This is a genomic window from Methylorubrum sp. SL192, from assembly GCF_026672325.1.
Classification (GTDB): domain Bacteria; phylum Pseudomonadota; class Alphaproteobacteria; order Rhizobiales; family Beijerinckiaceae; genus Methylobacterium; species Methylobacterium extorquens.
The window spans coordinates 3459735-3477017 of the sequence record NZ_JAPPQV010000003.1 but is presented as its reverse complement, the minus strand read 5'-3'; the positions used below and the strand labels follow the sequence as shown (position 1 = coordinate 3477017).

The following is a 17283-nucleotide window of genomic DNA, read 5'->3' as shown; positions in this document are numbered from 1 at the left end:
GGAGGCAGCGCCTCGGACGCCGAATATGATCGCCCGTTCAGAAACCCGTTCAGAAACGAACGATCCTGAACGGGTCGTTCAGGAAGCCGAAGCCGCCGCTTCGGACATTCCCGGCTGCGGCAACGCTGCGCGGGAAACGGGCGTTTTTCCTTTCCGATCAGGCCTTTGCGCAGCATCGCTCGCACTCGGAACGAGCGTCGGGCAGGGCAGAAAAAGCGGAATTACCTTGTATCTGCCCCAATTGCCGCTTAACTGGAGATGAACAAACGGCCTCGTAGACCGGGGTGCCACTGGAAAAAAGGAGGATCGCTATGTCGATCGCACCGTTCCAACGCCTGCCGGGTTCCTCCGAGAATTGGGGAGCCGATACGCTTTCCATCGAACCCTGGCTCATGCCGATCTCGGACCGCGAGACGCGCGACGAGACGTCGACGGACGCTCTGGTGAACGCCGTACGGCAATCCTCGCGCCGGCTCTGGATCGCGGCCAACGCGCTGTGTGCGGGCCTCGCCCTGCTGGTGACGGTTCAGATCGCCAGCGATTGGTCCTCGCCGGTCGCCCGCCCTGCGGCTACCCATCAGGTCGCCGACGCGACCCCCCCGACGCTGCCGGTCGAGAAGGCATCGCTCCAGCACTGAGGCCGTCAGGCCTCGGAACGCTCTACAGATCCTGGCGCGCCGGTTCCCGGCGCGCCTTTTCCGTTTCTGCGGCCTCGCCTTCCTGCATCTGCGCCTGCCGCAAGGACGCGGCCATGGCCTGTAGGCCCGCCCGCGGATCCTCCGGCTGGATCACGCCCGCCGACATTACGAGCTTGGCCGCGTCGTCCACGCTGATGCCGACCTCGACGATGTCCGAGCGCGGCAGGTAGAAGAAGAACCCCGTGGTCGGGTTCGGCGCGCAGGGCAGGAACACGCCGACGTAATCTTTCGACTCGCCCCCCTCCTTCGCATGGAGCGCGCCCTGCACTTCGTTGGCCGCGGGTGCGGAGAGGAACACCACCGACCACGTCCCCTTCACCGGAAACTCCACGAGTCCGACGGTGCGGAACGAGGTGCCGTTGGCCGAGAACAAAGTCTCGAAGATCTGGCGCAGGCCGCGGTAGAGCCCGGAGATGACGGGCGTGCGGGCCAGCAGCACCTCGCCGAACTCGACCACCGAGCGCCCAACCAGGTTGGCGGTGAGAAAGCCCAGCAGCGTCACCGCGACGAAGGCGATGACGAGGCCGATTCCGGGGATCGAGAAGGGCAGGTAGTGGTCCGGCAGGTAGCTGACCGGCACTAGCGGCTTCACCCATCCGTCGATGAGGGCGATGAACCACCACGTGATGTAGATCGTGATTGCGAGCGGGCCCGCGACGATCACGCCGGTAAGGAAGTAGGTCCGCAGCCGGCCCCGGGCGCTGACGCGCGTCTTGGACGAGGCGGGTTCCGGAGCATCCGGAATCGGCGAGAGGGTCGGCGCCACGTATGCACCTCGAGAGACGGACGAGCGGACGGACGGATCCATCCCGGCCTCCGGCTCTCCGGGGCAGAGACGTAGCGGCTGCGCACGGGCGGCTCAAGAGCAACCGGTGCCGGAGGGCGGATTGAGTGGTGCGCGAGGCAACTTGATCGGGGCCCGAGAAATCTTACCTCGGAACAGCCCGCTGTGGCCAAGGTTCAGCGATAAGTTTCAGGGAGAAGACCCGATGCACGTCACCATCGAACAGGCGGAAAAGGCGATTCAAGCGGCCCGCGCCAAGGCGGTCGAACTCGGCACCCAGATGTGCATCGCGATTGTCGATTCGGGCGGCAACCTCAAGGCCTTCCACCGCATGGACGGCGCCTGGGTCGGCTCGATCGACATCGCGCAGAAGAAGGCCAAGACCGCCGTCTTCTTCGGCATGAAGACCGGCCAAATCGGCGCCCTGTCGCAGCCCGGCGGCTCGCTCTACGGCATCGAGCACTCGAACCAGGGCCTCATCACCTTCCCCGGCGGCATCCCGATCGTCGATGCGGATGGCGAAATGTCGGGCGCGATCGGCGTCAGCGGCTCGTCGGTGGAGAACGATGACGCGGTAGCGCTCGCAGGCGCCAGCGCGATCGGCGACACCGAGCTGCCCGACCACCCCTGGCGCACCTGATTCGTTGGCCGGCGCATCGATCCGAAGGCTGGATCGATGCGCCGGCGGTATTCCCGCCGCTCACTCCACCGTGACGGACTTGGCCAGGTTGCGCGGCTGATCGACGTCTTTCCCCATGAAGACGGCGGTGTGGTAGGCGATGAGCTGGATCGGCACCGCGTAGACGATCGGCGCGATCACCGGGTCCACATCCGGCATGGTCAGCGTCGCCAGCGTGTCGAGCCCGGCGGCCGCCGCGCCCTTCGCGTCGCCGACGAGGATGATCTTACCGCCGCGGGCGGCAACCTCCTGCATGTTCGAGACAGTCTTCTCGAAGATGGCGTCGTGCGGCGCGATCACGATCACCGGCACACTCTCGTCGATCAGGGCGATCGGCCCGTGCTTGAGTTCGCCCGCCGCGTAGCCTTCCGCGTGGATGTAGCTGATTTCCTTCAGCTTCAGCGCGCCTTCGAGCGCCATCGGGTAGCTCGTGCCGCGGCCGAGATAGAGCACGTCGCGGGCCTTCGCGATCTCGCGGGCGAGCCCCTCGACCTCGGCCTCCATCTTCACGGCCTCCGCCATCAGGCCGGGAGCGGTGATGAGCGCATCGACGACGGCGCGCTCGCGCTCCACGCTCAGCGTGCCGCGGGCGCGCCCGGCAGCCAGCGCGAGGCAGAGCAGCACTGTAAGCTGGCAGGAGAAGGCTTTGGTCGAGGCGACCCCGATCTCGGGCCCGGCGAAGGTCGGCATCACCGCCGACGACTCCCGGGCAATGGTCGAGGTCGGCACGTTGACGACCGCCAGCGTGTGCTGGCCCTGTGCCTTGGCGTAGCGCAGCGAGGCGAGCGTGTCGGCGGTCTCGCCCGATTGCGAGATCACGAGCGTCAACCCGTCCCGCTCCAGCGGCGGCTCGCGGTAGCGGGTCTCGGAGGCGACGTCGATCTCGACCGGCAGCCGCGCCAGGGTCTCGAACCAGTATTTGGCGACGAGGCCGGCATAGTAGGCAGTGCCGCAGGCCGTGATCGAGAGGCGCGAGAGCCGAGCGAAATCGAAGGGCAGTTCCTCCCGTAGGACGACCTGACCGCGCGCCATGTCGACGTAGTTGGCCAGCGTGCGCCCGACGACCTCGGGCTGCTCGTGGATTTCCTTCGCCATGAAGTGGCGGTGATTGCCCTTGTCGACGAGGAAGGCCTGTGTCGCGATTCTTTGGCGCGGCCGGCGCACCACGGCACCGGTGATGTCGCGGATCTCGGCGCCGTCGCGGGTCAGGATCGCCCAATCACCCTCTTCGAGATAGGTGATCTGATCGGTGAAGGGCGCGAGCGCGAGCGCATCCGAGCCGAGATAAGTCTCGCCCTGCCCGAAGCCGATGGCCAGCGGCGCGCCGTGGCGGGCGCCGATCAGGAAATCGTCCTCGCCCGCGAACAGGAAGGCCAGGGCGAAGGCGCCGTGCAGGCGCGGCAGCGCCGCCTCGACGGCAGCCACAGGCCCGAGCCCCTGCTCCATCAGGTGGCTGACGAGCTGCGCCACGACCTCGGTATCGGTCTCGCTCTCGAAGCGCGCGCCCGCCGCTTCGAGTTCGCTCTTCAACTCGCGGAAGTTCTCAATGATGCCGTTATGGACCACCGCCAGCCGCTCGGTGGCGTGCGGGTGGGCATTGGTCTCGTTGGGGCGTCCGTGCGTGGCCCAGCGGGTATGGCCGATGCCGATCGCGCCCGGAAGCGGCGCCTGGGCCAGCTTGAGCTGCAGGTTCGAGAGCTTGCCCTCGGCCCGGCGGCGGTCGAGCCGGCCGTGATCCAAGGTGGCGATGCCGGCCGAATCGTAGCCGCGATACTCGAGCCGCCGCAGCGCCTCGACCAACGCGTCCGCGACCGACTCACGCCCGACGATGCCGACGATTCCGCACATGGCCGATCCTGAAGCCGTTGATCAGAGGCGCCGTCACATCCCGTGATGGGATGTCCGCCCGAGGCGAGGCTTCCTGCGGTGCAGAGGAAGCCAGACCTTGAGCTTGGCGCGGATGGAAAGGCTTGTACGGATCGCAGCGCGGGAAGGCCAGCACCCGCCGCTGGAAGCCGTTCGGCTCGGCCGCTCAGCTCTTCTTGGCCTCGCGGGCTGCCTTGGCGGCCTTCAGGGTCTGGCGCAGGGTCTTGGCCGCCCCCTCGCGGGTGATCTGCCGCCCCCGCGCCACGGCCAGCGCATCCGCCGGCACGTCGCGGGTGATAACCGAGCCGGCCCCGACCAGCGCGCCCGCGCCGACGCTGACCGGCGCCACCAGCGCCGAATTCGAGCCGATGAAGGCGCCCTCGCCGATGAGCGTGCGTTGCTTCGACACGCCGTCGTAATTGCAGGTGATGGTGCCCGCGCCGATATTGGCGCCCGCTCCGATCTCGGCGTCACCGAGATAGGTCAGGTGCGAGGCCTTGGCGCCCGCATGCAGGGTCGCGTTCTTGATCTCGACGAAGTTGCCGAGATGGACGCCCGCCTCCAGTACCGCACCGCCGCGCAGGCGCACATGCGGGCCGATATCGGCGCCCTCCATCAGCCGGGCGTCGTGCAGGTGCGAGAAGGCGCGGATGGTGCAGCCGTCGCCGATGACGACGCCGGGGCCGAACACGCAGTGCGGCTCGACGACGACGTCGCGTCCAAGGATCGTGTCGACGCTGAAGAACACCGTCTCGGGCGCGATCAGCGTCGCCCCGCCGAGCTGGGCCGCCCGGCGCAGGCGCGCCTGGATCGTGGCCTCGGCCTGGCTGAGCTGCACACGGTCGTTGACGCCCTGCGCCTCCGCCTCGTCCACGGGCACCACGGCGACGGAGAGGCCGTCGCCGGCGGCGAGTGCCACCGCGTCGGTGAGGTAGTATTCGCGGTTGGCGTTGTCGTTGCCGATCCGCTCCAGCAGCGACAGGGCGTGCGCGCCCGACAGCGCCATCAGCCCGGCATTGGACAGGCGCACCGCCCGCTCCTCCTGCGAGGCGTCCTTCTCCTCGCGGATTGCCAGGACACGGCCCCCTTCCGTCAGCACGCGCCCGTAACCGGTGGGGTCGGCGGCCTCGAAGGCCAGCACCGCAACCGCCGCGCCCTCGCGCAAGGGCGCGCGCAGGCGGGCATAGGTTTCGGCCGTGACGAGGGGCGTATCGCCGAAGGCCACGATCACGTCCTGCCCGCCCTCCAGGGATGCGCGGGCGGCGAGCACCGCGTGGGCGGTGCCGAGGCGCTCGGCCTGCGGATGGACGCTGGCGCCGGGTGCCAGCCGCTCGATCTCGCGGACGACGTCCTCGCGGCCCGGCTCGACCACCACAGCGAGGCGGGCCGCACCCGCCTCCTGCACCGCGGCAAGCACATGGCCGAGCATCGAGCGGTTGGCCAGCGCGTGAAGCACCTTGGGCCGGTCGGAGCGCATTCGCGTGCCCTTACCGGCCGCCAGCACGATCGCGGTGAAGCCGCTCTCCGCCCCGTGGTTCGCGCCTGCCGTCATCGAAATCCGCTTCCTGCCGTTTGGGAGTGCTTCACGAAACGAGCGGTCACCCGATCGCCCTCCCCTGCTAGCCGCGACGGGGCAAGCAGAAGCGCAGTGAAAGACACTGAATCGAGGGCCCGTTTAGCCGATCGGACGGCAGGCGCGAAGAGCACACGGAATGGCGCCGGTACAGCGGGGCAAGCGGCGCGAGGATGAGTCCGCACCTGAGGGAGCCTCACCACGGCAGGCAGCGGATCTGAAGCAGATCCTCGGCGCTCACCCGGATACCGAACGCCAGAACGCGCCAAGCCGGCATCGTCGCGAGGCCGAGGCCGGCGGCGAGGACGAGCCAGGGCCAAGCCCGCCGTAGGGTCTTCGTGTCCCGCCGCAGGCCGCCCTCTCCCGCCCGCCTCATCGCCGCAGCGCGGCGGGAGCCGCCCCAGCCTGTCGGCGCCGCGTCCGCAGCAGCCAGAGGCCGCCCAGCAGCATGGCGAGGCCCCAGGCGAGGAAGCCGAGATCCCAGGCCAGCCAGTGTGCCCGGTCCACCTGCTCGTTGACGTGGTGCACGCCGAGCCACTGGTGGTCGATCAGCCCTTCGACGAGGTTGAACAGCCCCCAGCCGACGAGAAGGCTGCCGGCGAGCGCCCGGTTCGACCAGCTGAGATGCCGCCCCCGCGCCCGGCGCCACAGGATGAACAGCCCGACCACGACGAAGACGTAGGTGGCGCTGTGGAAAATGCCGTCCCACAGCGTGTTGAGTTCGAGGTTTTCGATCGAGGTGATCGGGTACCAGGAACTCAGCATGTGGTGCCATTGCAGCACCTGATGCAGCACGATGCCGTCGAAGAAGCCGCCGAGGCCGAGCCCGAAGAGCACGCCCGCCGCGACCGGGAAGTCGGCCCCCTCCGTCGGCGCGGGAGCGCTCGCTTGATCACGCATCACCGCCGGCCTCACGGCGAACGGTAGGCGGAGCCGTCCTCGGCCCGCGCCGTCGTCTCGACGTAGCGGCCCTGATCCGGCACGGCGACGCGCTCGAAGTCTTGCGCCAGCGCATCGAGGCCGCGGCGCAGTTCCGGCCCATGGAGGGCGCGTCCGTGGCCCGTCACCGCCCGTTCGGGCTTGAGCGCCGCGAGGCTGCGCACCGAGCTGCCCGCGGCCGGCCACTCGATGGTCAGATACATCGGCGGGCCGTGCACCTCCGGCTCCTGGGTGGCCACGGCATAGGCTGATTCCTGGGCGGTGGTGACGAAGGCGTCACCCACGATCAGGCTGCCATCGGCCTCGCGCCAGAATGAAACGTGGCCCGGCGCGTGACCCGGCGTATGGAGCCAGCGCCAGCCCGGCATCGGCGGCACGCTGCCGTCGGCGGGCAGCGTTTGCAGGCGCGACGACACGTTCACGGGCTTGGTGGGGTAGAGCGGCGCGATGCGCGCCATCAGGCCGCCTCCGACGCTCGGATCCGGCGTCGGGTAGGCGGCGCTGCCGTCGAGATAGGGGCGTTCGAGCCCATGCGCGTAGACCGGCGCGTCCCACTCTTCCGCCAGATCCTCCAGCACGCCGACATGGTCGAAATGGCCGTGGGTCAGCACGATGGCCGCCGGGCGCGCACCCTCGCCGAAGCGGGCGACGGCAGCGCTGCGGATCGCGGCCTTCGAGCCGGGAATGCCGGCATCGACGAGGACCCAGTTGCGGTCACCCGCGCCGGGGGAGCCGACGAACACGACATTGGCCAGAACGAGGCGGCGATAGGCGAGATCGGGCGCGATCTCGTGGGTGCCGTCGTCGCGCTCGGCATCGGCCCGCGGATCGTCGGCGCGGGCCTCGCGGCTGATCGGGATCTGCTGCGCCATGGCCTTCTCCTGTGCGAGGTTAAGACGGGAGCCGGCGAGCGTTCCGGCCTGCGGGACGGGCTGTCACGGGAAGGCTGGCGCGAAAGCTTTGTTCCCGCCCCGCGACAGGACAGAAACGACGGCCGAGGGACATTCATTCGGAAACCGAGCGCGCGCGCTCCGGTTGGAAGTCTATCGGTCGCCAGGGCGACCCGGCATTTGCGATCTCAGGGTCCGTCACCGTGCCGTTGCTGTCCCGTGCCGCCGTCTCGATGCTTCTGTCACGCGGCTGCCGAGCGGCGGCTTCATGATCGGCCTTCCGCAAAACCCTCGATTCCGGACCCGCTGCCGTGAGTGATCCCACCTATCCGCCCCTCGACAGGCTCAAGCCCGTGGCCTTCGGCCTCTGGATCGTGGACAGCGGCCCGATCCACGCCGCCGGTCTGCCGCTGCCCGTGCGCATGACCGTGGTGCGGCTTGCCGACGGCGGCGTATGGCTGCACTCGCCGACCCGCTACGATGCGCGCCTGCACCGCGAGATCGAGGCGCTTGGGCCGATCCGCCACCTCGTCGCGCCCAATGTCGGGCACTGGACCTATCTGAAGGAATGGCAGCGGCATTGCCCGCAGGCCCTGACCTGGGCCGCCCCGAACCTGCGCGAGCGCCGGCAGGTTCGTCAGGCGGGCGTGCGGCTCGACCGGGATCTCGGCGACGCGGCTCCGCCCGAATGGGCCGACGACCTGTCGCAAGTCGTGGTGCCCGGCGGCTTCGGCTTTCGCGAAGTCGCCTTCTTCCACGCTGCCTCGGCGACGCTGATCCTGACCGACCTCGTGCTGAACCTGGAACCGGAGAAGCTCCCGCCCCTGATGCGCCCGCTCCTGCGGATCGCCGGTGCGACCGCGCCCGATGGACGGGCGCCGATCTATCTCAGGCTGGCGGTGCGCCTGCGCAAGCGCGACGCCGCCCGTGCCGCAGCGCAACTCGTCGCCCTGTCGCCGGAGCGGGTGGTGTTCAGCCACGGCGCCTGGTTCGACCGGAACGGCACAGCCGAACTGCGCCGCTCCCTCCGCTGGTTGCTCGACTAAGGCTAGTCGAGCGCTTTTCTGCCGATCGCTCAGGCGTTCGTGCGCCCGCGGTGATTGGGATCGACCCCGCCCTCCGGCGTGGTCTCGTTCTCGACATCACCCTCGAAGGTGGAATCTCCCTCGATCGCCTCCGGGTCGGTTCCGGTCAGCCCCTTCGACTGCCCGATGCCCGGATTGCCCTTCAGGTCGGCATCGCTCGGCGTATCCGTCTTCAGATGCTTCGACATGCGAACGTCGTCTCCCGGTGTCTCGGTTTGAGTCCGGGCAACGGGGGTTCTCGGAGGGTGTTCCAGGCGCATCCTGTCTCACCCGCGTAAGCGAAACCGGGCTTGTCCACGGGAATCCTTCGTTCTCGAGCGCTCGTGCGGGTCGCGGCTCACGGCGCCTGCGGCGTCGTGTCCTCCCGCTGCGCCCGGCGCAGGGCGTCGAGCAACGCGCCCTCGATGAGCAGGGCGGAGCCGTAATGGAACTCGATGTCGAAGGCGTGCCGGGAGTTCATGGAGAGCGAGGCGCTCTGCATCGCGACGAGCCGCCCCGCCTCGTCGAACAGGCCCGAGCCGGAGCCACCGTAGCCGTCGTTGCAATCGTGGCGGGCCCGCCGGATGCCGCCTTCCGTCGGCGGATCGATCCGGCGGATCGTGCAGGTCTCCAGGCTGCTGTCGCCCCGGTAGTTCTGGTGACCGCCGGGGGCGACCAGGGACACGGCGAGCGACAGGTCGCCGGTGGAAAGGTCGGGGGCCCCATCGGGCACCGGCTGGCGCGGCGCCTCGGCCGGTCGCGCGAGGCGCAGCAGCGCCCAATCGTCGGTAATGTGGAGGCGCGTCGCGTCCGCGGCGACGCCGAGATGCAGGCTCTCGGCGACGAAATCGTAGTTGCGGCCGCCGATCTGGAAGTAGCAGTCGCCGACGGCCCGCGTCGTTTCGAGCTGCCGGTTGCGGAAGTTGTGCGCGTTCAGCATCACGAGCGACGGCGTCCCGATCAGCCACGCGGCGGCCGCCTTCTGCGGCACGCCATCCGAACGGCGGCACCAGAGGACGCCCGCGCCGGGATAGCGGGCGCGATCGCTGCTCGTCAGGTCGCGGCGCCCGTCCTGGGGATAGAGCGCCGCCGTTTCGGTGATGTCCTTGGCGATGTCCCGCGCGCGCTCTCGGGCCGGCGCGGCGGCATCGGGCGGCGGGTGCGGCGCATCGTCCCCGAGTGCGGTGCCGCCCCCGGCCCAAACCACGACGGCGAGGAGCCCGCACACCGCCAGCCTCCCCTGCGCGCGCTGCCCCTGCGCCATGGCCGACAAGCCTCCCGCTCGGTCGGGCCGCTTCGCGAGGGCCCGTTGACGACAACGGTGCGATGGGTCCCGGCCCCGGTCAAGACGATGCCAATACGTTGCGACACTACGCCTTGGCACTTTTAGAATTGCCTTATCGTCCTGATAAGAAATGTCCGACCAGCTAAAGACATCGCGTCCAATCAAAGCCTAGAAAATATAGGCGAAGGGACGCTAATAAGTCTTTCATAAGACCGCGCAAATCTAAGAATATCCTTAGATTCATGATGCGGCACTTCGGATGACTTCCGAGCGAGCCTGGAACCTCAGAAAAACGTCTGAGAGATACCGCGAGGCCGAAAGGCGAGGCGGTTCAGCGAGGAGACGCAGGATGAGCAGGTTTGTGACATCAGTCTCGGCCTTGGCGATGCTGGCGCTCGCGCCGGCCGCGCTGTCGAGCGGGGCCTACGCCAACGATAAGCTGGTCGAGCTGTCGAAGAGCGACGACAACTGGGTGATGCCCGGCAAGAACTACGATTCGAACAACTTCAGCGACCTGAAGCAGATCAACAAGGGCAACGTGAAGCAGCTTCGGCCGGCTTGGACGTTCTCGACCGGCCTGCTGAACGGCCACGAGGGTGCGCCGCTCGTCGTCGACGGCAAGATGTACATCCACACCTCGTTCCCGAACAACACCTTCGCTCTCGGCCTCGACGATCCGGGCACGATCCTGTGGCAGGACAAGCCGAAGCAGAACCCGGCCGCCCGCGCCGTCGCCTGCTGTGACCTCGTCAACCGCGGCCTCGCCTACTGGCCCGGCGACGGCAAGACCCCCGCGCTGATCCTCAAGACCCAGCTCGACGGCAACGTGGCCGCCCTCAACGCCGAGACTGGCGAGACGGTGTGGAAGGTCGAGAACTCCGACATCAAGGTCGGCTCGACGCTCACGATCGCCCCCTATGTCGTCAAGGACAAGGTCATCATCGGCTCCTCGGGCGCCGAACTCGGCGTGCGCGGCTACCTGACCGCCTACGACGTGAAGACCGGCGAGCAGGTGTGGCGCGCCTACGCCACGGGTCCGGACAAGGACCTGCTGCTGGCCTCCGACTTCAACATCAAGAACCCCCATTACGGCCAGAAGGGCCTCGGCACCGGCACCTGGGAGGGCGATGCCTGGAAGATCGGCGGCGGCACCAACTGGGGCTGGTACGCCTACGATCCGGGCACGAACCTGATCTACTTCGGCACCGGCAACCCGGCGCCGTGGAACGAGACCATGCGTCCGGGCGACAACAAGTGGACGATGACGATCTTCGGCCGCGATGCCGACACGGGTGAAGCCAAGTTCGGCTACCAGAAGACCCCGCACGACGAGTGGGACTACGCCGGCGTCAACGTCATGATGCTCTCCGAGCAGAAGGACAAGGACGGCAAGGCCCGCAAGCTGCTGACCCACCCGGACCGCAACGGCATCGTCTACACGCTCGACCGGACCGACGGCGCGCTCGTCTCGGCGAACAAGCTCGACGACACGGTCAACGTGTTCAAGTCGGTGGATCTGAAGACCGGCCAGCCGGTGCGCGATCCCGAATACGGCACCCGGATGGACCACCTCGCCAAGGACATCTGCCCCTCGGCGATGGGTTACCACAACCAGGGTCACGACTCGTACGATCCGAAGCGTGAACTGTTCTTCATGGGCATCAACCACATCTGCATGGATTGGGAGCCCTTCATGCTTCCCTATCGTGCGGGTCAGTTCTTCGTCGGTGCGACGCTGAACATGTATCCGGGCCCGAAGGGCGACCGTCAGAACTACGAAGGTCTCGGCCAGATCAAGGCGTACAACGCGATCACCGGCGACTATAAGTGGGAGAAGATGGAGCGCTTCGCCGTGTGGGGCGGCACCATGGCCACCGCGGGCGACCTCGTCTTCTACGGCACGCTCGACGGCTACCTGAAGGCGCGCGACTCCGACACGGGTGACCTTCTCTGGAAGTTCAAGATCCCGTCCGGCGCCATCGGATACCCGATGACCTACACCCACAAGGGCACGCAGTACGTCGCCATCTACTACGGCGTCGGCGGCTGGCCGGGTGTCGGCCTCGTGTTCGACCTCGCCGACCCGACCGCCGGTCTCGGCGCAGTGGGCGCCTTCAAGAAGCTCGCCAACTACACCCAGATGGGTGGCGGCGTGGTGGTGTTCTCGCTCGACGGCAAGGGCCCCTACGAGGATCCGAACGTCGGCGAGTGGAAGTCAGCCGCCAAGTAGGGTCTGAAGCCGGAACTGCCTGACGGCAGATGCGAACCGTCCCTCCCCCGCTCACCCGGGGGAGGGACGGGGCCGAGATGGCGCGGGCACGAACGGCCCGTGACGGTCCGCGCCACCTCATGTCCCTCTCCACAGACCCTCGTCCCGCGCGCCGCCGACGTCGCGCAGGCGATCGTCCGCACGGGGAGATGCGCCAAGGGCAGGTCTCAGCCGAAAAAGCCCGGCGCCAAGATTTCATAAGAATAAGCCAGAGGAAACGAACCTATGTCGCTCGTGAACGGACGGCGCCGTACAGCCGCATCGGTCGTCGCTCTGACCGCTGCCCTGACCGCCTTCGCCGCCCTGTGCGCACCCGCCCAGGCGCAGGACACGAAAGCCACCTCGAAAGCCGCCGAGGCCGCGAAACCCGATGCCGGGACCTTGCGCGTCTGCGCCGCCGAGCAGCCGCCGCTCTCGATGAAGGACGGCTCGGGACTCGAGAACCGCATCGCGACGACGGTGGCCGAGGCCATGGGCCGCAAGGTCCAGTTCGTATGGCTCGGAAAGCCCGCGATCTACCTCGTGCGCGACGGGCTGGAGAAGAAGACCTGCGACGTGGTGATCGGGCTCGATGCCGACGATCCCCGGGTGCTCACCAGCAAGCCCTATTACCGCTCGGGCTACGTCTTCCTCACCCGCGCCGACAAGGATCTCGACATCAAGTCCTGGTCCGATCCGCGCTTGAAGGACGTCAGCCACATGGTGGTCGGCTTCGGCACGCCCGGCGAGGCGATGCTCAAGGATATCGGCCGCTACGAGGAGGACATGGCCTACCTCTACTCGCTGGTGAACTTTCGCGCGCCGCGGAATCAATACACCCAGATCGATCCGGCCCGGATGGTGAGCGAAGTCGCCACCGGCAAGGCCGAGGTCGGCGTGGCCTTCGGGCCCGACGTCGCCCGCTACGTGCGCGATTCCTCGACCAAGCTGCGCATGACCCCCGTGCCCGACGACACGCAGGCCAGCGACGGCCGGAAGATGCCGCAGAGCTTCGACCAGGCGATGGGCGTGCGCAAGGACGACACCGCCCTCAAGGCGGAGATCGACGCCGCCCTGGAGAAGACCAAGCCGAAGATCGAGGCGATCCTGAAGGAGGAGGGCGTGCCCGTGCTGCCCGTCTCCAACTGATCCCGCCCGAGAGCCGTATCCGACCTGATGGCATCAGGCCGGCGCCTCTAAATCTTTGTTTTAACACGCTTTCTTTCGCGGAACCGGCGTCCACTTCGTCGGAAAGCGTCCTAAACGTGTGCTGAGGACCAAGAACAAGACGATGATGAACCGCGTAAAGATCGGAACCGCCCTTCTCGGCCTCGCGCTCGCCGGCATTGCCCTGCCCGCGCTCGCCCAGCCGCAATCCGGGCCGCAGACCGGCGTCGTGTTCCGCAACACCGTGACCGGCGAGGCGCTCGACGTGTCGCAAGGCAAGGAGGGCGGCCGCGACACGCCCGCCGTGAAGAAGTTCCTCGAGACCGGCGAGAACCTCTACATCGACGACAAGTCCTGCCTGCGGAATGGCGAGAGTCTGTTCGCGACGTCCTGCTCGGGCTGCCACGGCCACCTCGCCGAGGGCAAGCTCGGGCCGGGTCTGAACGACAATTACTGGACCTACCCGTCCAACACGACGGATGTGGGCCTGTTCGCCACGATCTTCGGCGGCGCCAACGGCATGATGGGCCCGCACAACGAGAATCTGACGCCCGACGAGATGCTTCAGACCATCGCCTGGATTCGCCACCTCTATACGGGGCCGAAGCAGGACGCCGTCTGGCTCAACGACGAGCAGAAGAAGGCCTACACGCCCTACAAGCAGGGCGAAGTCATCCCGAAGGACGCCAAGGGCCAGTGCAAGCCGCTGGACGAGTGATCCTTCGGGGTTTCGGGCCGGGCTCGAACCGGCGCGATCGAGGGGGCGGGATCGCCGCTCGCGACAAGTCCCAAGAAGAGCAAGTCCCATAAAGTGGAGGAAACCATGAAGACCACTCTCATCGCCGCCGCCATCGTCGCCCTGTCCGGCATCGCCGCCCCGGCGCTCGCCTATGACGGCACCAAGTGCAAGGCCGCGGGCAATTGCTGGGAGCCGAAGCCCGGCTTCCCCGAGAAGATCGCCGGCTCCAAGTACGATCCCAAGCACGACCCCAAGGAGCTGAACAAGCAGGCCGATTCCATCAAGCAGATGGAAGAGCGCAACAAGAAGCGCGTCGAGAACTTCAAGAAGACCGGCAAGTTCGAATACGACGTCGCCAAGATCTCGGCGAACTGATCCGCTGAGGGTCCGCCTCTCCCCTTCGGATCTCGGACCTGTCCGAGATCCGTCCTGACCTGCCGGATCGGGCAGGCCCGACCCGGAGCGGGAGGGGCGGACACCGCTTGAGGGCGCTCCCAACGACAAGAAAAAGGCCAACCGCCGAATGAACACCTTGCGCCCCGGCGACGCCATGCTCACCGACTGGCGGGACGCGGCCGCGCGTTTCGAGCGCGAGATCGCCAAGGCCGTCGTCGGTCAGGACCGGGCGATCCGCCTGCTGACGATCGCGATCTTCGCCCGCGGCCACGTCATGCTCGAAGGCGATGTCGGCGTCGGCAAGACCACGCTTCTGCGCGCGGTCGCCCGCGGCCTCGGCGGCGCCTACGAGCGCGTCGAGGGCACCGTCGACATGATGCCCACCGACCTGATCTACCACACCTATCTCGGCGAGGACGGCCGCCCGCGGGTCGAGCCCGGCCCGGTGCTGCGGCGGGCCGAAGACCTCTCGGTGTTCTTCTTCAACGAAATCAACCGCGCCCGGCCCCAAGTCCACGCGCTGCTCCTGCGCATCATGGCCGAGCGCAGCGTCAGCGCCTTCAACCGCGAGTACCGCTTCCCCAACCTCCAGGTCTTCGCCGACCGCAACCGGGTCGAGCGCGAGGAGACCTTCGAGTTGCCGGCCGCCGCCCGCGACCGCTTCCTCATGGAGATCGGCATGGAGGCGCCGCGCGACGCGCGGGCCCGCCGCGACCTCGTATTCGATCCCCGCTTCCACGACACCGACCGGCTCACCGAGGAGGTCGAGGCCGGCGTGCTCGACTTCGAGCGCATCGGCACCATCGCCAGCGCGATCCAGCACGCGATCTCGGCCGAGCCGGCGATCGAGGCCTACGTCGTCGGCCTGTGGGAGGCGCTGGTGAGCCCCGGCCCCGCCGGCATCCGGCTGCCCGGCATCGACATGGACCGCCTCGTCCAGGGCGGCGCCTCGCCCCGCGGCGTCGCCTTCCTCGTGCGCGCCGCCCGCGTCCGCGCTTGGCTGGAAGGCCGGGATTGGCTGGTGCCGGAGGATATCCGCGCCGTCTTCCCCGAGGTGATGGCCCACCGCGTCTTCCTCGAACCCGTCTACGAGATGCGGCGCACGCAGATCGTGCCCGACCTGATCCGCGCGGTGTTCGAGACGGTGCCCGCCCCGTGAGCGGTCCGGAGGACGGGGTCAACGACGGGGCCGACATCATCTACCTCCCGCGCTGGCGGCCGGGCGGGCACAGGGTCGGCGCCCATCGCGGGCGCGATGCCGGCGGCCTCGGCACGTTCCGCGATCAGGTCAGCTTCCTGCGCCTGCCGGATGCGCGGCGCATCGATGTGCGCGCGTCCTTACGCGACCCGTTCGAGGGCGTGTTCGTGCGCCGCTTCGAGGCGCGCAGTCCGGTCGAGACCTACGCGCTGGTCGATCTCTCCGCGTCCATGCGCTTCCGCGGCCGGGCCGACCGGCGCGAACTGGCGGCCGGGTTCTGCACCGCGCTCGCCCGCTCCGCGACGCGGATCGGCGACGGCTTCGGCGTGATCGCCTGCGACGACACCCTGCGCGACGACCTCACCCTCCCCGCGACCCGCCACCGGGCCGCCGCCCAAGCCGCCGCCGCGCGCCTCGGCGAGGCGGCCTGCGACGGACGCAGCGCCGGGGGATTGCTGGAGGCGGCGCGCCGCCTTGCCGGGCGCCCGAAGCTGATCTTCCTCGTCTCCGATTTCCGCTGGCCGGAGGCGCTGATCGAGGCGGTCTTCTCGGCGCTGGCGCTGCACGACGTGACCCCGGTGCTGCTCGCCGATTCCGCCGAGGCCGAAGACCTGCCGGCCTGGGGCCTCGTGGAACTCGATGACCTGGAGGGCGCCGGGCGCCGCCTCGTCTTCCTGCGCCCATCCTTGCGCCGCCGCTGGATCGCCCGCGAGGCGGAGCGCGTCGAAGCCTTGCGCCGGATCTGCGCCCCCTTCGCCCGTCCGCCCTTCCGGCTCGCCGACCGCTTCGATGCCGAGGCGCTGAGCCGCCACCTGATGACGACGTGAGAGCGATGCGCGCGCTGCCCCTCGCCCTCCTCCTCGCGCTGGTGTCGCTGCCGGCCGCCGCCCAGGTGCGCGGCGTCGAGCTGCGCACGCCCCGCGCCTTCGGCTATTTCCAGGGCGACCTCGTGCAGGTCCAGGCCGAGATCCGCACCGATCCCGGCTTCACCCTGCAGCGATCCTCCCTGCCGAAGCCCGGCCCGGTCACCTACTGGCTCGACCTGCGCGACGTGCGCACGGAGGAGAGCCGTGGCGCGGACGGCGCCCATGTGATCCGGCTGCGCCTGACCTATCAGGACTTCTACGTCGCGCTCGATGCCCGGACCCTCGAAGTGCCGGGCTTTCCCGTCACCGTCGAGAATGCCGGCACGAACGGCTCGACCACGGCGGTGGCGCAGCTGCCCGCCTGGAAGATCGGCGTCTCTCCCTTACGCGAGGTGCAGCCCGAGCGGCGCGACGACCCGGCCGAGTACCTGCGGCCCGACGGGCGCGCCCCGCGCCTCGATCCGCAGCCGGCGCTCGCCTCGGCCGCCGGCTTCCTCGCGCTCGCCGTTCTGGCGCTGCTGCTGCTCGCCTACGACCGGGCGTGGTGGATCTTTGGACGTCGCCGCGGTCGGCCCTTCGCGCTCGCTCAAAAGGCCCTCTACCGGGCGAAGCGGCGCTCGCAGGGCGAAGCCCTGTACCGCGAGGCGCTGCTCGCCCTGCATCGCGGCCTCGACGCCACCGACGGACGCCGGGTGCTCGCTGACGACCTGCCCGACTTCCTCGGCCGCCATCCCGCCTTCCGGGGACAGGCGGGGGGCCTCCAAAAATTCTTTTCTGCCTCGCGGCTGGCCTTCTTCGGCCGGGACACCGCCGGGGCCGGGACGACGCTGCCCCTGCCCGAGGCCGAGGCCCTGCTGCGCCGGCTCGGCGCGGTTGAGCGGAGCGCGTGAC

Annotated in this window: 19 protein-coding genes; 11 read left to right on the top strand and 8 right to left on the bottom strand. The window is 68.7% G+C overall.

Annotated elements, in window-relative coordinates; genetic code table 11:
• The first annotated feature begins 25 nt into the window (after positions 1 to 25).
• Together OVA30_RS17095 and OVA30_RS17090 are read left to right on the top strand one after the other, a co-directional pair.
• Positions 26 to 262, top strand: a complete 237-nt coding sequence (locus OVA30_RS17095) for a hypothetical protein (protein ID WP_268176154.1) — start codon at positions 26 to 28, stop codon at positions 260 to 262.
• A 49-nt stretch (positions 263 to 311) separates the two neighbouring features.
• Complete coding sequence (locus OVA30_RS17090; protein ID WP_003599094.1) at positions 312 to 638, top strand: hypothetical protein; 327 nt, start codon at positions 312 to 314, stop codon at positions 636 to 638.
• 22 nt (positions 639 to 660) lie between these two features.
• On the opposite strand, the gene OVA30_RS17085 is transcribed toward OVA30_RS17090, so the two are convergent.
• Positions 661 to 1506 carry a DUF502 domain-containing protein gene (locus tag OVA30_RS17085; RefSeq protein ID WP_003599096.1) on the bottom strand — a complete coding sequence of 282 codons (846 nt, stop codon included), beginning with the start codon at positions 1504 to 1506 and terminating at the stop codon, positions 661 to 663.
• A gap of 181 nt (positions 1507 to 1687) precedes the next feature.
• Here OVA30_RS17085 and OVA30_RS17080 point away from each other — a divergent pair, with 181 nt between their 5' ends.
• Positions 1688 to 2122 carry a GlcG/HbpS family heme-binding protein gene (locus OVA30_RS17080; RefSeq protein WP_003599098.1) on the top strand — a complete coding sequence of 145 codons (435 nt, stop codon included), beginning with the start codon at positions 1688 to 1690 and terminating at the stop codon, positions 2120 to 2122.
• 60 nt (positions 2123 to 2182) lie between these two features.
• Here OVA30_RS17080 and glmS read toward each other — a convergent pair whose 3' ends face one another.
• The 5 genes from glmS to OVA30_RS17055 form a co-directional block, all read right to left on the bottom strand.
• Positions 2183 to 4009, bottom strand: coding sequence for a glutamine--fructose-6-phosphate transaminase (isomerizing) (gene glmS, locus OVA30_RS17075; RefSeq protein ID WP_268176153.1), 1827 nt, complete (start codon positions 4007 to 4009; stop codon positions 2183 to 2185).
• Positions 4010 to 4193: 184 nt separating this feature from the next.
• The gene (gene glmU / locus OVA30_RS17070; RefSeq protein ID WP_268176152.1) at positions 4194 to 5579 is read right to left on the bottom strand and encodes a bifunctional UDP-N-acetylglucosamine diphosphorylase/glucosamine-1-phosphate N-acetyltransferase GlmU; all 1386 of its coding nucleotides are present in this window, start codon (positions 5577 to 5579) and stop codon (positions 4194 to 4196) included.
• A 217-nt stretch (positions 5580 to 5796) separates the two neighbouring features.
• Positions 5797 to 5976, bottom strand: coding sequence for a hypothetical protein (locus OVA30_RS17065; RefSeq protein WP_003599102.1), 180 nt, complete (start codon positions 5974 to 5976; stop codon positions 5797 to 5799).
• Positions 5973 to 6500, bottom strand: coding sequence for a DUF2243 domain-containing protein (locus tag OVA30_RS17060; protein WP_056464569.1), 528 nt, complete (start codon positions 6498 to 6500; stop codon positions 5973 to 5975). The genes OVA30_RS17065 and OVA30_RS17060 overlap by 4 nt, the downstream gene beginning before the upstream one ends.
• 11 nt (positions 6501 to 6511) lie before the next feature.
• A complete protein-coding gene (locus OVA30_RS17055; protein WP_268176151.1) occupies positions 6512 to 7411 on the bottom strand; it encodes an MBL fold metallo-hydrolase in 900 nt (299 codons plus the stop codon).
• Positions 7412 to 7740: 329 nt separating this feature from the next.
• On the opposite strand from OVA30_RS17055, the gene OVA30_RS17050 reads away from it, so the two are divergent.
• Complete coding sequence (locus OVA30_RS17050; protein ID WP_015952339.1) at positions 7741 to 8475, top strand: DUF4336 domain-containing protein; 735 nt, start codon at positions 7741 to 7743, stop codon at positions 8473 to 8475.
• Positions 8476 to 8504: 29 nt separating this feature from the next.
• Here OVA30_RS17050 and OVA30_RS17045 read toward each other — a convergent pair whose 3' ends face one another.
• Together OVA30_RS17045 and OVA30_RS17040 are read right to left on the bottom strand one after the other, a co-directional pair.
• Complete coding sequence (locus OVA30_RS17045) at positions 8505 to 8702, bottom strand: hypothetical protein (RefSeq protein WP_003599109.1); 198 nt, start codon at positions 8700 to 8702, stop codon at positions 8505 to 8507.
• Between the two features lie 149 nt (positions 8703 to 8851).
• Positions 8852 to 9757, bottom strand: coding sequence for a S1 family peptidase (locus OVA30_RS17040; RefSeq protein ID WP_268176150.1), 906 nt, complete (start codon positions 9755 to 9757; stop codon positions 8852 to 8854).
• A gap of 370 nt (positions 9758 to 10127) precedes the next feature.
• Here OVA30_RS17040 and OVA30_RS17035 point away from each other — a divergent pair, with 370 nt between their 5' ends.
• The 7 genes from OVA30_RS17035 (at position 10128) to OVA30_RS17005 (ending at position 17282) form a co-directional block, all read left to right on the top strand.
• The gene (locus tag OVA30_RS17035) at positions 10128 to 12008 is read left to right on the top strand and encodes a methanol/ethanol family PQQ-dependent dehydrogenase (RefSeq protein WP_268176149.1); all 1881 of its coding nucleotides are present in this window, start codon (positions 10128 to 10130) and stop codon (positions 12006 to 12008) included.
• 264 nt (positions 12009 to 12272) lie between these two features.
• Positions 12273 to 13175: a methanol oxidation system protein MoxJ gene (moxJ, locus tag OVA30_RS17030; protein WP_268176148.1), complete on the top strand. Its 903-nt coding sequence runs from the start codon at positions 12273 to 12275 to the stop codon at positions 13173 to 13175.
• 142 nt (positions 13176 to 13317) lie between these two features.
• Positions 13318 to 13911 carry a cytochrome c(L), periplasmic gene (moxG, locus tag OVA30_RS17025; RefSeq protein ID WP_015952336.1) on the top strand — a complete coding sequence of 198 codons (594 nt, stop codon included), beginning with the start codon at positions 13318 to 13320 and terminating at the stop codon, positions 13909 to 13911.
• Between the two features lie 105 nt (positions 13912 to 14016).
• Positions 14017 to 14307, top strand: a complete 291-nt coding sequence (locus tag OVA30_RS17020) for a methanol dehydrogenase [cytochrome c] subunit (RefSeq protein WP_015824264.1) — start codon at positions 14017 to 14019, stop codon at positions 14305 to 14307.
• 148 nt (positions 14308 to 14455) lie between these two features.
• Positions 14456 to 15487 carry an AAA family ATPase gene (locus OVA30_RS17015; RefSeq protein WP_268176147.1) on the top strand — a complete coding sequence of 344 codons (1032 nt, stop codon included), beginning with the start codon at positions 14456 to 14458 and terminating at the stop codon, positions 15485 to 15487.
• Positions 15484 to 16353 carry a DUF58 domain-containing protein gene (locus tag OVA30_RS17010; RefSeq protein WP_268176146.1) on the top strand — a complete coding sequence of 290 codons (870 nt, stop codon included), beginning with the start codon at positions 15484 to 15486 and terminating at the stop codon, positions 16351 to 16353. The genes OVA30_RS17015 and OVA30_RS17010 overlap by 4 nt, the downstream gene beginning before the upstream one ends.
• Positions 16354 to 16358: 5 nt before the next feature.
• The gene (locus tag OVA30_RS17005; RefSeq protein WP_268176145.1) at positions 16359 to 17282 is read left to right on the top strand and encodes a nonribosomal peptide synthetase MxaA; all 924 of its coding nucleotides are present in this window, start codon (positions 16359 to 16361) and stop codon (positions 17280 to 17282) included.
• The last annotated feature ends 1 nt before the right edge of the window (position 17283 follow it).

Excerpts from the sequence above, each read along its gene's own strand:
- OVA30_RS17095 (WP_268176154.1), top strand. The coding sequence starts at position 26 with ATGATCGCCCGTTCAGAAACCCGTTCAGAAACGAACGATCCTGAACGG.
- OVA30_RS17090 (WP_003599094.1), top strand. The coding sequence starts at position 312 with ATGTCGATCGCACCGTTCCAACGCCTGCCGGGTTCCTCCGAGAATTGG.
- OVA30_RS17085 (WP_003599096.1), bottom strand. The coding sequence starts at position 1,506 with ATGGATCCGTCCGTCCGCTCGTCCGTCTCTCGAGGTGCATACGTGGCG.
- OVA30_RS17080 (WP_003599098.1), top strand. The coding sequence starts at position 1,688 with ATGCACGTCACCATCGAACAGGCGGAAAAGGCGATTCAAGCGGCCCGC.
- glmS (WP_268176153.1), bottom strand. The coding sequence starts at position 4,009 with ATGTGCGGAATCGTCGGCATCGTCGGGCGTGAGTCGGTCGCGGACGCG.
- glmU (WP_268176152.1), bottom strand. The coding sequence starts at position 5,579 with ATGACGGCAGGCGCGAACCACGGGGCGGAGAGCGGCTTCACCGCGATC.
- OVA30_RS17065 (WP_003599102.1), bottom strand. The coding sequence starts at position 5,976 with ATGAGGCGGGCGGGAGAGGGCGGCCTGCGGCGGGACACGAAGACCCTA.
- OVA30_RS17060 (WP_056464569.1), bottom strand. The coding sequence starts at position 6,500 with ATGCGTGATCAAGCGAGCGCTCCCGCGCCGACGGAGGGGGCCGACTTC.
- OVA30_RS17055 (WP_268176151.1), bottom strand. The coding sequence starts at position 7,411 with ATGGCGCAGCAGATCCCGATCAGCCGCGAGGCCCGCGCCGACGATCCG.
- OVA30_RS17045 (WP_003599109.1), bottom strand. The coding sequence starts at position 8,702 with ATGTCGAAGCATCTGAAGACGGATACGCCGAGCGATGCCGACCTGAAG.
- OVA30_RS17040 (WP_268176150.1), bottom strand. The coding sequence starts at position 9,757 with ATGGCGCAGGGGCAGCGCGCGCAGGGGAGGCTGGCGGTGTGCGGGCTC.
- OVA30_RS17035 (WP_268176149.1), top strand. The coding sequence starts at position 10,128 with ATGAGCAGGTTTGTGACATCAGTCTCGGCCTTGGCGATGCTGGCGCTC.
- moxJ (WP_268176148.1), top strand. The coding sequence starts at position 12,273 with ATGTCGCTCGTGAACGGACGGCGCCGTACAGCCGCATCGGTCGTCGCT.
- moxG (WP_015952336.1), top strand. The coding sequence starts at position 13,318 with ATGATGAACCGCGTAAAGATCGGAACCGCCCTTCTCGGCCTCGCGCTC.
- OVA30_RS17020 (WP_015824264.1), top strand. The coding sequence starts at position 14,017 with ATGAAGACCACTCTCATCGCCGCCGCCATCGTCGCCCTGTCCGGCATC.
- OVA30_RS17015 (WP_268176147.1), top strand. The coding sequence starts at position 14,456 with ATGAACACCTTGCGCCCCGGCGACGCCATGCTCACCGACTGGCGGGAC.
- OVA30_RS17005 (WP_268176145.1), top strand. The coding sequence starts at position 16,359 with ATGCGCGCGCTGCCCCTCGCCCTCCTCCTCGCGCTGGTGTCGCTGCCG.